The 14,672-nt window shown below is 46.4% G+C and carries 13 protein-coding genes; all 13 read left to right on the plus strand.

What is annotated here, in order from left to right:
• The first annotated feature begins 311 nt into the window (after positions 1–311).
• The 13 genes from BC351_RS30645 to BC351_RS30705 all read left to right on the plus strand — a co-directional run bounded on the left by BC351_RS30645 (position 312) and on the right by BC351_RS30705 (position 14,660).
• A complete protein-coding gene (locus BC351_RS30645) occupies positions 312–1,241 on the plus strand; it encodes an ABC transporter permease (protein ID WP_244209224.1) in 930 nt (309 codons plus the stop codon).
• 14 nt (positions 1,242–1,255) lie between these two features.
• Positions 1,256–2,143 (plus strand): carbohydrate ABC transporter permease, encoded by an 888-nt coding sequence (locus BC351_RS30650; RefSeq protein WP_244209225.1) that lies wholly within the window; start codon positions 1,256–1,258, stop codon positions 2,141–2,143.
• An 86-nt stretch (positions 2,144–2,229) separates the two neighbouring features.
• Positions 2,230–3,789 carry a DUF3502 domain-containing protein gene (locus BC351_RS30655; RefSeq protein WP_079418215.1) on the plus strand — a complete coding sequence of 520 codons (1,560 nt, stop codon included), beginning with the start codon at positions 2,230–2,232 and terminating at the stop codon, positions 3,787–3,789.
• A gap of 105 nt (positions 3,790–3,894) precedes the next feature.
• Positions 3,895–7,008 (plus strand): discoidin domain-containing protein, encoded by a 3,114-nt coding sequence (locus BC351_RS42495; protein WP_158082283.1) that lies wholly within the window; start codon positions 3,895–3,897, stop codon positions 7,006–7,008.
• Between the two features lie 643 nt (positions 7,009–7,651).
• The gene (locus tag BC351_RS30665; RefSeq protein WP_079418217.1) at positions 7,652–8,188 is read left to right on the plus strand and encodes an aminotransferase-like domain-containing protein; all 537 of its coding nucleotides are present in this window, start codon (positions 7,652–7,654) and stop codon (positions 8,186–8,188) included.
• A 107-nt stretch (positions 8,189–8,295) separates the two neighbouring features.
• Positions 8,296–9,087: an HAD-IIB family hydrolase gene (locus BC351_RS30670; protein ID WP_079418219.1), complete on the plus strand. Its 792-nt coding sequence runs from the start codon at positions 8,296–8,298 to the stop codon at positions 9,085–9,087.
• Positions 9,065–9,757 carry a M24 family metallopeptidase gene (locus BC351_RS30675; RefSeq protein ID WP_079418221.1) on the plus strand — a complete coding sequence of 231 codons (693 nt, stop codon included), beginning with the start codon at positions 9,065–9,067 and terminating at the stop codon, positions 9,755–9,757. The genes BC351_RS30670 and BC351_RS30675 overlap by 23 nt, the downstream gene beginning before the upstream one ends.
• Before the next feature lie 182 nt (positions 9,758–9,939).
• Positions 9,940–10,716: a CPBP family intramembrane glutamic endopeptidase gene (locus BC351_RS30680; protein ID WP_079418223.1), complete on the plus strand. Its 777-nt coding sequence runs from the start codon at positions 9,940–9,942 to the stop codon at positions 10,714–10,716.
• Positions 10,717–10,745: 29 nt separating this feature from the next.
• A complete protein-coding gene (locus BC351_RS30685) occupies positions 10,746–11,906 on the plus strand; it encodes a sensor histidine kinase (protein WP_079418225.1) in 1,161 nt (386 codons plus the stop codon).
• Complete coding sequence (locus BC351_RS30690) at positions 11,906–12,562, plus strand: response regulator transcription factor (protein WP_079418227.1); 657 nt, start codon at positions 11,906–11,908, stop codon at positions 12,560–12,562. The genes BC351_RS30685 and BC351_RS30690 overlap by 1 nt, the downstream gene beginning before the upstream one ends.
• 54 nt (positions 12,563–12,616) lie before the next feature.
• Positions 12,617–13,180, plus strand: a complete 564-nt coding sequence (locus BC351_RS30695; protein ID WP_079418229.1) for a MarR family winged helix-turn-helix transcriptional regulator — start codon at positions 12,617–12,619, stop codon at positions 13,178–13,180.
• A gap of 107 nt (positions 13,181–13,287) precedes the next feature.
• The gene (locus BC351_RS30700) at positions 13,288–13,797 is read left to right on the plus strand and encodes a hypothetical protein (protein ID WP_144028578.1); all 510 of its coding nucleotides are present in this window, start codon (positions 13,288–13,290) and stop codon (positions 13,795–13,797) included.
• A complete protein-coding gene (locus BC351_RS30705; protein WP_079418231.1) occupies positions 13,794–14,660 on the plus strand; it encodes an SDR family oxidoreductase in 867 nt (288 codons plus the stop codon). Before BC351_RS30700 ends, BC351_RS30705 begins: the two co-directional genes overlap by 4 nt.
• Positions 14,661–14,672: the final 12 nt, after the last annotated feature.

Consider the following 14,672-nt stretch of genomic DNA (forward strand, 5'->3'; position numbering starts at 1 on the left):
GGGAGAAGAAAAAGCTGTCGGCTATCTTGGGAGGCTGAGACAGCTTTTTCGGTCGTCCAGATCGAGTTTAATGGGATTTGATGGTTTTTCCGTCTCGAGCCTGCCTTTTCGGCAGTCTCAGCATACAAAAAAGTCCGTCGACCCTTGTGTCGGCGGCTTTTTTGTGTAAAGTACAGTTGAAATCCGGCCGGATTTCAAAACTACAGTACATTTTCGCAGGCGCAAAAATGAGCAGTATTCAATTCGTCAGGGGATTTCGTATGATGAAATCGCAAAGGACGAAGCAACACCTACAGAAGGAGGAATCATACTTGGGAATCTTCACCGCCTTACAGAAGGAATGGAAACATTTCTGGAAAGCAAGGAGCTTATTTTTCATCGGTTTGCCTGCGGTACTTGTTGTGTTTGTATTTTACTACTTGCCGATGTATGGCATCGTGATCGCATTTAAGGATATTAACTATACCAAAGGCATTTGGGGAAGCGATTGGGTAGGGCTTCATAACTTTAAGTTTTTTTTCAACTCGCAAGATGCGCTCAGGATTACACGGAACACTCTGTTATTAAACGGGTTGTTTATTGTCGTGGGAATGTCCTGCGCTCTGGTCATCGGTTTATTGCTGGCCGAATTAGGCCGACGATGGGTCAAACTGTTCCAAACAATCTTGTTCTTTCCTTATTTTCTTTCATGGGTTGTCGTAGGTTTTGTCAGCTACATCTTGCTGAACCCTTCCTTCGGCGTGATCAATAAGACGTTGGAGCAGCTTCATTTTGCCCCCATCGACTGGTATAGCAAGCCGGGGTATTGGCCGGTTATTTTACTGCTAACGTATTTATGGAAAAATGTCGGATACACCGCGATCATCTTCTTCACAGGCTTGCTGTCCATCGACAACAGTTATTATGAGGCCGCTTCCATAGATGGAGCTTCCCGGTTGCAGCAAATTCGAAAAATTTCCATCCCGCTCATATTGCCATTAATTACGATGCTGTTCATGCTCAATGTGGGCCGAATTTTCTATTCGGATTTTGGACTGTTCTACTTTGTGCCGAGGGATGCGGGAATGCTGTATGCCACGACAGATGTTGTTGATACGTATGTGTTCCGTTCGCTGCGCGTTGTTGGAGATTTGGGTATGGCGTCTGCAGCCAGCTTGTATCAGGCGATTGTTGGTTTGATTCTGGTTGTAGCGACTAATTTATTCGTTCGTAAATTTAATCGGGACAACGCTTTGTTCTAGGGAGGAGGGTGACGGTGCGTCCATCTATCAAGAAAAAGTCGGAAAATAACTGGCTGATCATTCTATTCTTTGTTGTTCTATCCATCTTGTTCATTTACCCTATGCTGTACGTCATTTCTGTCTCGCTTTCTTTTGACGGGGACATCGCGAAGTATGGCTATCAGCTGATTCCCAAACGGTTTACGTTTGTCGCGTATTCGTACATTTTCCAAACGCCAAAAGCGCTGCTTCAATCCTATATGGTTACGATTTTTGTGACTGTAGTGGGAACTGCGTTAAGCTTGATTCTCACTTCTTCCATTGCTTACATTATGACCCGCAAGGATTATCGCTATAGCAAAATTACGAGCTACTTCATCTTCTTTACGCTGCTATTTAATGCAGGTTTAGTTCCTTCGTACATTATCACAACCAGCGTGTTGCACATTCAGGATACGATTTGGGCCTTGATTCTTCCTTATGGCGTCAGCGCGTGGTTTACGATGCTTATGAAAGGTTTCATGGATGGCCTGCCTTTTGAAATTATTGAATCTGCCAAAATTGATGGTTCGTCGGAACTGAGCACCTTTGTGCGGATCGTTCTTCCGCTGTCGAAACCAGCGCTGGCCACGGTAGGCTTGTTCTACGCACTGGCGTATTGGAACGATTGGTGGCTTGCCATGCTCTATATTCAAAATGAAAAATTGATACCGCTTCAATATTTCTTGCAGCGGATCATGTCTAATATCGAGTTTTTGACGAAAAACATGCAAGCGGGGATCAGCATTGATATGAGCGCTATTCCAGCTGAATCTTCCCGTATGGGGATTGCCATTCTGGCGGCTGGCCCAATGTTGTTCGCGTTCCCTTTCTTCCAGAAATACTTGATCAAAGGATTGACAGTTGGCGCGGTTAAAGGCTAACTGAAGGTAAGTGTTTGTCAATCCGAATCCGGATCGGATGATAATAGATTGTACTGCCTGTAACATGACATTAGGAGGGTTCGAATATGAAAAATAGAACAATAAAAACCTTGTCACCCGTTATTGTAAGCTGCTTGTCCATCAGTATGCTGCTTAGCGCTTGCACGGCCAACAATAATAGTGCATCTCCTTCGCCAGTCAGCAGCGCGCCTTCTTCTCCGGCAAGCAGTGCTGCCGCTAGTCCAGCCACAGCAGAGCTTAAGCCTTATGAAATTACTTGGTATTTGCCGCAAAGCGTATTCCCGGATGCAAAACTTGTGCAGGACGCGATGAGCAAGATTACGAAAGAAAAAATAAACGCCACGCTGAATATTCAATTAGTCGATTGGGGTACGTACGATCAGAAAATGCAAGCGATTGCAGCCTCAGGGGAGAAAGCGGATCTGATTTTCACATCGAACTGGACGAATGATTATCTGCAAAACGTAAACAAAGGAGCATTCCTCGACATTACGGATTTGTTAGCGAAATATGGTTCTGATATTACGAAGCAGGTCCCCCCATCCGCCTGGGATGCCGCGAAGGTGAAAGGCAAGCTGTATGGCATTATTAATACCCAAGTTCTGGCTCGCACACCGGGCTTACTCATGAACAAAACGTACTTGGACAAATATGGCTATAAAGCCGATCAATTTAAAAAATTGGCCGATTTGACGCCGTTTTTCGAAAAAGTCAAACAGGCTGAACCGGACAAATATCCGTTTAGTCTAAAAGGCGACACCGATGTGATGGGCAACTACGGCACCGCGATCGGACTTGAATATTTCTCCCAGAAAAATCCCGGTGTTATCCGAATCGATGATGCCTCGTCCAAAGTTGTGAATTTATATGAAACGCAGGAGTTCACGGCCTTTTTGAAACAAATGCGCGAGTGGTATTCCAAAGGGATCATCCGCAAAGATGCGGCAACGATTAAAGACACGAACTCGGATGAATTGGCGGGTAAATATGTGTCATCCACATTTACAGTTATTAATCCGGATTCAGCCGCGAACCAGGCTCAAAGATTTGGCGGCGGAGATGCAGCGAATGTAGCAGCTATAGAGTTCTCTAAGCCTTATATGAGCACAGGCTCTATTATCGCAACAATGACAGCGATTTCCCGAACGTCTAAAGATCCAGCAAGAGCCATGATGTTCTACAACCTGATGTATGCCGATCCTGAGCTGTTTAATTTGATGAACTATGGTATTGAAGGCAAGCACTATACGAAGGTTTCGGATGGTCTGATCAAAAAAGTCGACAATGCCGGTTATTGGATGGACTCCGGTTGGGAGTACGGCAATATGTTCAATTCGTTCCGCACAAGCGCGACTCAGCCGAAATGGTATCCAGCAGGCCCTGATAAGAATGCCGCAGCTATTCCGTCCAAATTGTTAGGTTTCTCGTTCGATCCAAGCAATGTGAAGAGCGAATTGGCGCAAACCGCCTCAGTCGTGGACGAATTCTATGCTGGGCTGATCACGGGAATTGCCGATCCGGACACGACCTTGCCAACGATGAATGCGAAGTTGAAAAAGGCGGGCTTGGACAATATTCTGGCCGAAATGCAGAAACAAATTGATGCTTGGAAAGCATCCAAGTAAAACACATCTGGGATGGACAGTCGCTTCTCTTCTTTGTAAAAAGGTGAAGCGGCTTTTTGTCTAACGAGTTCAATACGTATTAACAAACATGAGGAGGTTTTAGTAATGAGAAAAGCATGGGCTGCTAGTTTGGCTATTATCGTAGCGAGCGTATCGGTCATAACAACGGTTGGGGTTCCCTCAGCGAGCGCGGATACGATTACGGCCAATCATGCACAACGAATCGTAAGCGCATACAAAGGGACATGGACTTCGCCTCCGAGTAATAGCAATTTCGGCAACACGACCAACGCCCCATTGCTGGGCAACGGAGATGTTGGCGCCGTTATGGTCGGAAACATGGATGCGATGACGATCGTGCTCGGCAAAAATGAATTTTTCTCCGTTGCGGAGCGTCAATTGAAATCGATGGTCAGATTGGGCATCGCCGTTTCGGGCATGACGGGCTCGTCGTATTTGACGGAGCAGAAGCTGGTCAGCGCGCAAGTGGACGGTACGTTCACACTTTCGGGCAATACCATCAACACGTCGAGCTGGGTGCAGGCGACAGACACGACGAACAATCTGTTTATGACGAAGTTTACGTACACGGGAAGCGGTTCGAAGAACGCCACGATCTCTCTCTCCCCAGCCAATCAGAATACATTCACGAGCTCGATTGGTTCATCAGGGGATATTCTGTACCGAGATGTCAGGGCGGACAGTGCCGATACGGTGAATGGCATATCGACGATCAAAGCCCGCGTGGCAACGCGAGTTATCGGTACGACGGGAACGATCAGCAATAATCAGCTTCAGTTCACTTTAACACCCGGCAGCACGTACACACTTGTCACAAGTATCATGAGCAATAAAGATTCAGTTAATTATCAAGCGCTAGCGCTAAGCAATATCAGCTCCAAAACGCAACCCGATATAGATTCGCTGAAAGCTGCGCATCAATCGTGGTGGGATGCCTTCTATACGAAATCTTTCGTCGAAATTCCGAACAAGACGATTGAGAAGTCCTTCTACGGCTCACTGTATTTGCTCGGAAGCAGCTCTAGAACAGGTGAAGCGCCTCCAGGGCTGTGGGGGGCTTGGATAGCCCGCAATTCGGATTGGGGCGGCGATTACCATCTGAACTACAACACAGAGGCGCCCTTTTATTTCGCTATGCCTACGAACCATATTGAACTTGCGAGCGCATACGACAAGCCCATCCTCGACTGGATTCCGAAAGCGCAAACCGCAGCTTCGGGCGCTGGATTTACTGGGGTTTACTACCCCGTCGGCATAGGTCCTTTCACGATGGACACAGACGGAAATTATCATAACCAAAAAACTAATGCCGTGTTCGGAGCGACGGTCATGCTCGACCACTACTATGCGACGGCTGATTCGGCCTATGCGGATTCGATCTATGCCTATCTGAAAGAGACGGCGAAGTTCTGGCAGAACTATTTGACGTGGGACGGTTCAAGATATGTCATTACTAACGATGCTCAGCATGAAGGTGATGTATATCCTCAAACCAATGGGGTTATGTCGCTCGGTTTGGTCCGTTATGTGCTTCAAGGCTGCATAGACATCAGTACGGCTCTCGGTCAGGATACGGCGCTCCGATCGACATGGCAGAACATCCTGAACAATCTTAGTGCATTTCCAACGCAGACGAGAAACAGTCAGACCGTATTCCGCTATACAGAAGTTGGGCGGGACTGGAGCACCGATAACGCGATTGGTATCCAACACATTTATCCTGGCCGCCAGATCGGTCTATCAAGCAGCTCATCACTGATCCAAACTTCCAAAAACATGGTCGGCCAGATGGCCCGCTGGACTGACGGCAACGGCACCAATACATTTTATCCGGCAGCAGCGAGGGTTGGTTATGATCCAGCGACGATTCTGAGTCAGCTTTCATCGTTCGTCAGCAGCGCAAGCTACGCCAATATGCATATTAAAACCGGTGGTGGCGGCATCGAGAATTTCAACGTTGTGCCGGCAACTTTAGCCGAAATGATGCTGCAATCGTTCCAGAACAAAATCAGGGTGTTCGCGAACTGGCCGACGGGCACTGACGCGAAATATGGGGACCTGCGCGCAGACGGTGCGTTTCTCATTTCGAGCAGCAGGAAGAACAATCAAGTTGAATATGTCCGCATCATCAGCGAAAAAGGCAAAACCGCGACGGTTGCCAATCCATGGAGCGGGCAGACGGTGCGCGTTTACCGCAACGGAGTGGATAGCGGCACAATGTCGGGAACCGATTTGACGTTTCCAACGTCGGCTAATGAGACGATACACCTTGCGCTGGACGGGACTTCCTATGCGACAATTCTGAGCAATATGAATCAAGCGTTAGGGCAATCATCTATCGAAACGGTAACCGCAAGCAGTACGAACAGTCCAAGTGGTGAAGAGAAGGAAAAAGCTTTCGATGGTTCCCCGGCAACCAAGTGGCTCATTTTCACGAATGCAGGATGGATTCAGTATCACTATACAACGGCTAAAGTCATCAATAAATATGAGATTACGTCAGCGAATGACGTTCCGGCAAGAGATCCGAAGAATTGGACGCTGAAAGGCTCCAACGATGGAACGAACTGGACGACGCTCGACACGAGAACGAATGAAACATTCGCGAATCGGCTGCAGGTTAAGGCTTATACGTTCGCGAATAACACGGCTTATACGAATTATCGGTTAGACGTATCTGCCAATAATGGCGATGCGAACTTGCAAATCGCTGAAATCGCGTTTTACGAGGGGGCGGCAGCTCCGTCTAATGTGGCACTAAACAAAACAGTGACCGCAAGTGATGAGATTAATGCCACCGAATCCGCGGCGAAAGCCATTGATGGAGGAACAACAACCAAATGGACGTCGCAGCCTTTGAATCTCGTGCCCGGAGACAAGTGGTTGAAGGTTGATTTGGGAACCAGCTATGCCATTAATCGCTGGGTCGTCAAGCACGCGGGCTCGAACGGGGAAGCAGCCAGCTACAATACGAAGGATTTCAAGCTGCAGAAGAGCAGCGATGGCACGAATTGGACGGACGTTGATCCCGTCACGGGGAATACGGCCCCGTCAACAGATCGGACGGTAGCTTCATTTTCCAGCCGCTATGTCCGGTTATACATTACGACAACGGTTCAAAGCGATGCCGGGTATGCACAGACTCCCGGTGATCGCAGTAACGCCCGCATTTACGAGTTCGAAGTATACGGAAATTAACGGCAGCACCGTTGGCGTTCATCCCAGCAATTTGGGATGGACGTCTCTTTCTCCTGTAGTGAAGCAGGCAGGATCCCCGCTAAAGCAAGCTGAGCCAGCGAAAAAGGCCGTCTCGGGAGGAGAAAAGCGTCGATCCCGCCCCGAGCCTGCCGAAAAGGCAGTCTCAACGCGCGAAGCAGGCAGGATCCCCGCGAAAGCAAGCTGAGCCAGCGAAAAAGACCGTCTCGGGAGGAGAAAAGCGTCGATCCCGCCCCGAGCCTGCCGAAAAGGCAGTCTCAACGCGCGAAGCAGGCAGCATCCCCGCGAAAGCAAGCTGAGCCAGCGAAAAAGACCGTCTCGGGAGGAGAAAAGCGTCGATCCCGCCCCGAGCCTGCCGATAAGGCAGGCTCAACGTGCGAAACAGGCAGGATCCCCGCGAAAGCAAGCTGAGCCAGCGAAAAAGACCGTCTCGGGAGGAGAAAAGCGTCGATCCCGCCCCGAGCCTGCCGAAAAGGCAGTATCAACGCGCGAAGCAGGCAGGATCCCCGCGAAAGCAAGCTGAGCCAGCGAAAAAGGCCGTCTCGGAAGGGGAAAAGCGTCGATCCCGCCCCGAGCCTGCCGAAAAGGCAGGCTCAACGCGGAATATAAATATGAAAATGGGTTCGTGGCTTCTATTCAAAGTCTTGCCCCTGAGAAAGTTATTTATATTGGCAGAATTTCAAAAACACTTTTACCAGTCACGAATATAAGCTATGCAGTACTTCCTAATGAAGTATTGTCCTTATTTCATTCAAGAGTAACCGAATATGATCAACCTGTGTCGCGACTCGATCAATTAACCTTTGCACAATATGTATCCAATGGTTATTGGTACAAGCATTTGCAGAAAGTGCGGAAACAATATGAAGAGAAGTCTAAAGCTTTTTTCGATGCCATATCGCAGAATAGTCAGTATTTTGTGGAAGTTGAAGCCAAAGATACGGGTTTACATGCATTCGTTACAGTAAAGTCCAGTAAATCAGAATCCGAATTAATTAAGTTGGGCAAGATGAATGGCGTACAAGTGTATGGGACATCTAGGTATAGGTACCAAATGACAGGGAAGTACCCGACAGTTCTGCTTGGATACGGGGCATTAAGCTGTAAGGAGATACATCTTGGCATAAAGCTGTTAACCGAAGCATGGTTTGAGCCTGTTTAACGCTCTTTAACCCTCTTGTCCTATTGACTTTGTTCGTTCTGTCCCTTTAACTAGGATGAAGTTCTATTTACTATTGATTACATCAATGTAATTGGGGTGGATGATGAATGAACTTTATTTTTGATATGGATGGAACGATTTGTTTTAAAGGGCAGCCAATTTCCAAAAGGATTTTAGATTATTTATGGCAGCTGCAACAATTAGGTCACTTTATCGGATTTGCTTCGGCAAGGCCGTATCGGGATATGCTGCCCATATTGGATGACCGCTTTTATGATCATCTTTTGATCGGCGCTAATGGAGCTATGGCTTTCAACGAGGGAAAACCTCTTTACTATAATCCGATTCCATCTCAGTTAGCGAATGAAATTATTAAGCTCCTAGATGACTATCAGGCTGATTTTCTTATTGATGATACACTGAACTACGCGATTAGAACAGAGAAAGAGAAACAGCATCCTCTCCTTATGAGTATAGATCAAAATCAGGTGGCTAAACACGTGGAATTGGATCAAATTGAATCTTTTATAAAAATTGTCGTTCTGTCGTGCAGTAGATTCGAGGAATTGTCGCAAAACATATCACAGCTCGATGTCACTATTCACTACCATTCCGCTGAAGGCATCCTAGATATTACAAATAAAAATGTTAATAAAATGACGGGATTGAAGCAAACGGGTCTGCAACTAGAATCTTTTGTATGCATGGGAAATGATATGAATGATCTTCCTTTGTTTCAAAAAGCTCAACATTCCGTATTAATTGGCACATACGAACCTCTACGGTTGATAGCTAATCATCAAATCTTGATGGATGACAACATAGAGCATAATATTATATCTAAGCTAGAGGAACTTCGACAGAGGAGAGATACATATGAATTCATTTGTGGAGAATAGACATGCTTCGTTGCGAGAGGCTGAAAGGAAAGCGGCTGAACTTTTCCAAGCGATCGAAGATAAGAATATTTTAAGGAGCGGTACAACCGAAAAGCAGATTAATCGTGATATTTATGAGTTGGCGTTCCAAATGTTCGGAATTAAGAAATACTGGCATAAACGTATTGTCCGAGCGGGCAAAAACACGCTGCATCCGTACAAAGAAAATCCACCCGACTTGACCGTCCTTGAGGATGATATTGTTTTTCTCGACTTTGGTCCGATTTTTGAAGATTGGGAGGCTGATTTCGGCCGGACATACGTGCTTGGACAAGATCCAAATAAGACCAAACTACGTCATGATATTGCGCAGGCTTGGGCAGAAGGGAAAACCTATTTTCAATCTAAACCTAATATGACAGGTAGTGAATTGTTCGCATTTGTTAGTGATCTTGCGCACAAATATGGTTGGGAATTCGGAGGACCACACGCAGGTCATCTCATAGGTGAATTCCCTCACGAAGAAATCCAGGGAGAAGAAGTTGAGAACTATATTCATCCCGAGAATCATATTTCTATGAGAGAACCGGATAAAAACGGTCACCCGCGAGATTGGATTTTGGAAATCCATTTTGTTGATCGGGAATTGGAAATTGGCGGGTTTATCGAACAATTATTAACGGTTGATTAAACGAACTGAGCGATGAAAGCATCGTCCGATTGTGGGGAGAACTCCCTTCTTTCGGCACGATGTTTTTTTGATACTCTAACACTTCAGATCCAATCCATGGTTTATGACGATCGTCACTTATCATATGATGGCCTTTTCTAATATAGTTACTTCGGTAAATATATCGAGAAGGAGTGGGAAGGTTGAATAACGAAATAGAGATCAAGCAGTATAGTGTTGGCAAAATATTGGGTTTATGGGCTTTGGTTACGTTGCCGATGTTCCTTATTCGATTCGGACTGATGCCAGTCCTGGTGCCAATCGTCAGTATACATCCGGGTATTCTCTATTGGATGCTAATGATTGTCGGCATGATCTGGCAGTTTGTACTATCAGTCATTCTTTTGAAAAAGGAACTTGGCCATTTGAGCTGGGCAAAGCTGAAAAAAAGACTCTGGTTGAATCATCCGGTTCATCCGAAAACATTTAAAGTCTACAAACTCGCTTATTCATTCACGATTCCGATCATTCTGTACGCCTTTTTCTTTGAAAGCTCAGGTTTGTTCGCGTTTATGGGAGAAACGATGAACCGGCTTTTCCCTTTCATGGCTCCTGCGGATTATGCAAAGATACAAAATTTGGTGAGCCCTGAATTTGTAGGTGACTGGTATTTGCTCGGAATTGCCCTTGTCAGTTGTTTATTTAACTATTTACTCGGAGAAGAATTATTTTTCAGAGGCATTCTGTTGCCTCAAATGAAGGGAGCCTTTGGAAAAGGGGATTGGGCCATGAACGGGGTTTTGTTCGCTGCCTATCACCTGCATAAGATGTCGGATATCCCTTTGCTTCTCGTCGGATCGATTTTTTACGGCTTTTTGAACGCAAAATATCGCAGCTTTTGGCCGTCTGTCATCATTCACGGGGTGGAAGCCATTCCCTTGCTTATTGCCGTTACTGCGGTCATTTTAGGTTTCGTGTGAAGTGTTCCATGTAAAGGGATGTGTGATTCATGAGTTTTTCAACCGTTCATACACTAAGCAATACGAAAGTAGCGAGATTATTTTTCTATGGACTGGCATGCGCTTACGTGGTCCTGCTATTGCTTTACTTTGTTGTATCTCAATTTAAAGGCTTTATTGTTGTTATGATCCTGATCGGGCTTTATCTCTTAAGACACTCGAAACGAGTGTTGAATCATCCCGAGTATCATCCGATTGCAGCCATATCCCCGATTGTCGAAATCGTTCTCCTCTTTTTTTTATTCCTGCGAAGCGGAACAGAAATTGAGAGTATCGTATTTGTTCTCTTTAGTGCGGATCTTCTCTTGCAGTACAAGTCGTGGTACGCTTTTCCGTTTGCCTATGGTGGATATTTAGCCTACATTTTTTTGTGGTCAGCAGGTGGAGAAAATGTATGGTGGAATATGTTCCATATTTTGAGCTATTCGTTTTTGGTAATCCCCATTTGGAGCACCAAGCTGCTGCTCAATCAAAGGGATATTAGCCTTCGATTGAACGAATCTTTGATCCAAGAAGCTAGAACGAGAGAAGAGATGGCGGCATTAAAAGAGAGAACGAGGATTGCGGAAGAAGTTCATGATACGGTGGGACACACGTTAACTACAGCGATCGTCGCCCTTGAGGGAGCCCAACTGCTCTTCGATAGACAACCGGAGGAATCTCTTCGGAAGATCCGCATCGCACGCGAGCAGCTGAAGCAAGGACTTGGCAACATCCGTCAAGTTGTCAAAACATTGAAAGCAAAGGACGGGACCGTTGGCGACTTGGGGCTTAAGGAAGGCATACAGAAGATCCTGAACGATACGGAGAAGCAGACGGGTGTTCAATTTATTTTTCATTATGAGGCGCTCACCCCTCTCATCTCTCTTCAGGAGTATGTCATGATCAATTTCATCAAGGAATCCATCACCAATGCGCTCAAACATGGCCAAGCAAGTGCCATTGAGATCTCTGTCTTTGAGCAGCAAGATACGATTCATATTAGGGTAAAGGACAATGGAAGCGGCAGCGATTCATTCTTATATGGGTTTGGTCTGAAATCAATGGAAGAAAGAATTGAGGCCATCGGAGGTCAATTGCATGTGCAAAGTGAGCCGATGAAGGGATTTGTACTCCATGTCCAGATGCCTGTTGCAAAGGGGGACGGTTAATGGATAGCGATCGCAAAATCAGAGTCATGCTTGTGGATGATCAGAAAATTATGCTTGAAGGTCTGGAAACTTTACTTTCGATAAGAGCGGAGATAGAGATTGTTGGGACGGCTCAAACCGGCGAAGAAGCGCTTGAACGGCTTCGCTCGGTTGTCCCGGATGTCATCCTGATGGACATCCGTATGCCAGGTATGGGAGGCGTAAAGGCAACCGAAGCCATTAAAGAGCTCCACCCGCATGTGATTATACTCATCTTAACGACCTTCGATGATGATGCGTATATCATAGAGGCTTTATGCAACGGAGCTTCCGGTTATTTGCTTAAAGACATCGACGGAGAGAAGCTTGTTCAATCCATTGATGAAGCACTTTCCGGTAATCTGCTGCTTACTGGCAAAGTGGCACAAAAGCTTGCTCTCAATATCCGCAATAAGAACAGTGAGTTTGAAAAAGCAGGCAAGGAATTCGAGCTAACGCCAAGAGAGCTTGACCTAGCAAGGCTGCTGATAGAGGGATATAATTCTAAAGAAATTGCCGAACAATTATTTTTGACTCAGGGAACGGTGAAGAACTATTTAAGTGACATTTATGCCAAAATCGGCACCAATGACCGGGCCAAAGCGCTATTGTTATTAAAAAGGCATTTATCGTCATGAGAGGTGGGCAAAATTCCAGTTGACACCAAAGTGATTAGGTGCCATACTATATATATGAACAAAGATAATAAGGAAATAAATGACATTGATGCTATTCCATCGCTTGTACAATCCAAGAGGCAGATTGATCGCTATAACCTAGACATTGACGCACAGGCGATACTCGTCGCATCTAGGCTGATGGCAGCGGGAGCTAAGCTTGGACACGCTTCGGAAATTCATTTCTCCAGATTCGGTTTATCAACAGGGCGCTATCGATTATTAGCTGATCTTGAAGACAATGAAGGAGAGGAGTTGCCTTCGCAATTAGCGGAGCATCTAGGTGTTACACGTGCTACAGTGACTGGCCTTATCGACATTCTTGAGCGAGATGGTCTAGTATCCCGGCGTACAAGCTCAGTGGATGGCCGTCAGAGATCGGTCGTTTTGACGGAGGAAGGTGCGAAGAAACTCCGTGAGATGGCTCCTGAGCATTTCGCTCGGCTGGAAGCAATGGTGGGTCTACTCAATATCGAGGAACGCAGCTTATTTCTCGACCTGCTAGGCCGAGTCACACAAGGCATCTCAGCACTTACAGACGAATCAGTCGAAGTAAAGCAAAGCTTCAGTAATGAGTAAAACGGGCTAGTGATACTAGCCCATTTTCACTCCTATATAGTTAGGTTCCTAATTACATGCCAGGGAAATTAGCTGCTGAAAATTTATAGAAGGAAAGGAGTAACTACATGAGCAAGATGAAATACCAGAATCAGACAGACGGTGTTTATGACATCAAGGCTGCTGGATCCAAGAGAAAGAACTTTATACTGTGGCGAGAAGTTGCAATGGCTTATATTGCTCCTGCAATTATGGCAGGTATCGGGGGACTGGTCACTGCCGACAGGAGTCTTCAAATTGGAGCATTGACGACAATTGGCGTAACGTCGGCATTGGTGGCTTGGATGCTTGGTCTTTGGCTGCGAAGCCGAGGAGCCCGTAAGAGGTGGATCATCGGTCCACATCGTTTGGTTGTGGTAGGGATGTTCGGGGTGGCGGGGATAGCGTTTGGCCTATTCGCCGCATGGGTGACAGCTGATTTGCTGGGAACTATGATTCCAATGGATCAATTGGCGTGGGTCGATCGGGTCTGGATCGATTTCCCGTTATCTGGCTTCATAGCAAGCACGATAGTGACATGGCGGTGGCGTGATGCCATCACAACAAATTATTCATTCAAAGGAGAAGATAACAAATGATAACGATTATTGGAGCAACAGGTACGATAGGAAGTAGGCTTGTGGAACGTTTGGTTGATCTTGGCGTACCTGCCCGGGCGCTGAGCAGAGAAGCTGAGAAGTTGCGTGATCAATTCGGGGGAAAAGGCTGGTCAACTATCGAGGTGGCATCGGCTGATGCTGCCGATCCTGAATCGCTGCGCCGTGCATTTGCAGGAGCTAGCCAACTTTTCCTAGCCATGTCCAACAGCCCAAGACAAATCGAATTGGAGACTTTGATCATTAACATTGCCGTCGAAGCAGGGATCGAACATATCGTCAAGATATCCAGTCCTGCCTATGAAACGAAATCTCCAGTGGCGGTAGCGGGCTGGCATCACGAAATCGAGAAAACTTTGGGCGCATCTGGTATCGCCTATACGGTATTGCGTCCTTATGCGTTCATGCAAAACTTGCTGCGCCTTGCACCAACGATCTCAGCACAAAATGCTTTCTTCGGCTCCATGGGAGATTCACCATGTAATTTCATTGACTGCCGAGATATCGCAGATGTTGCCGCAGAGGTTCTAACTAATCGCAAAGCATCGGGACAAATATATACGCTCACTGGTTCGGAAATTTTCAGCTATCCTCAGATCGCGGATAAACTATCTGGGCTGCTCGAACGTCCAATACGCTACATCGATATGGATTCTCAAGTACTGCTCGGCAATTTAATCGAGCACGGGCATATGCCTCCTTGGCTTGCGAACCACGTTGTGGAAATTCAAACCATGTCTACGTTGGTGCCGGAAAGTCCTACGGACACTGTAAAGAGCTTGCTCGGCAGAGAGCCCCGCACGCTAGACGCATTTCTGCATGAGTATGCACATAATTTCAAGTAGACAGCGAACGAC

Origin of the sequence: Paenibacillus ferrarius (assembly GCF_002027705.1) — a bacterium.
In the GTDB taxonomy this organism is placed as follows: Bacteria; Bacillota; Bacilli; order Paenibacillales; family NBRC-103111; genus Paenibacillus_E; species Paenibacillus_E ferrarius.

What these genes read in the sequence shown, in the direction of transcription:
- BC351_RS30655 (WP_079418215.1), top strand. Translation starts at nt 2,230, where the DNA reads ATGAAAAATAGAACAATAAAAACCTTGTCACCCGTTATTGTAAGCTGC.
- BC351_RS42495 (WP_158082283.1), top strand. Translation starts at nt 3,895, where the DNA reads ATGAGAAAAGCATGGGCTGCTAGTTTGGCTATTATCGTAGCGAGCGTA.
- BC351_RS30670 (WP_079418219.1), top strand. Translation starts at nt 8,296, where the DNA reads ATGAACTTTATTTTTGATATGGATGGAACGATTTGTTTTAAAGGGCAG.
- BC351_RS30675 (WP_079418221.1), top strand. Translation starts at nt 9,065, where the DNA reads ATGAATTCATTTGTGGAGAATAGACATGCTTCGTTGCGAGAGGCTGAA.
- BC351_RS30685 (WP_079418225.1), top strand. Translation starts at nt 10,746, where the DNA reads ATGAGTTTTTCAACCGTTCATACACTAAGCAATACGAAAGTAGCGAGA.
- BC351_RS30690 (WP_079418227.1), top strand. Translation starts at nt 11,906, where the DNA reads ATGGATAGCGATCGCAAAATCAGAGTCATGCTTGTGGATGATCAGAAA.
- BC351_RS30695 (WP_079418229.1), top strand. Translation starts at nt 12,617, where the DNA reads ATGAACAAAGATAATAAGGAAATAAATGACATTGATGCTATTCCATCG.
- BC351_RS30700 (WP_144028578.1), top strand. Translation starts at nt 13,288, where the DNA reads ATGAGCAAGATGAAATACCAGAATCAGACAGACGGTGTTTATGACATC.
- BC351_RS30705 (WP_079418231.1), top strand. Translation starts at nt 13,794, where the DNA reads ATGATAACGATTATTGGAGCAACAGGTACGATAGGAAGTAGGCTTGTG.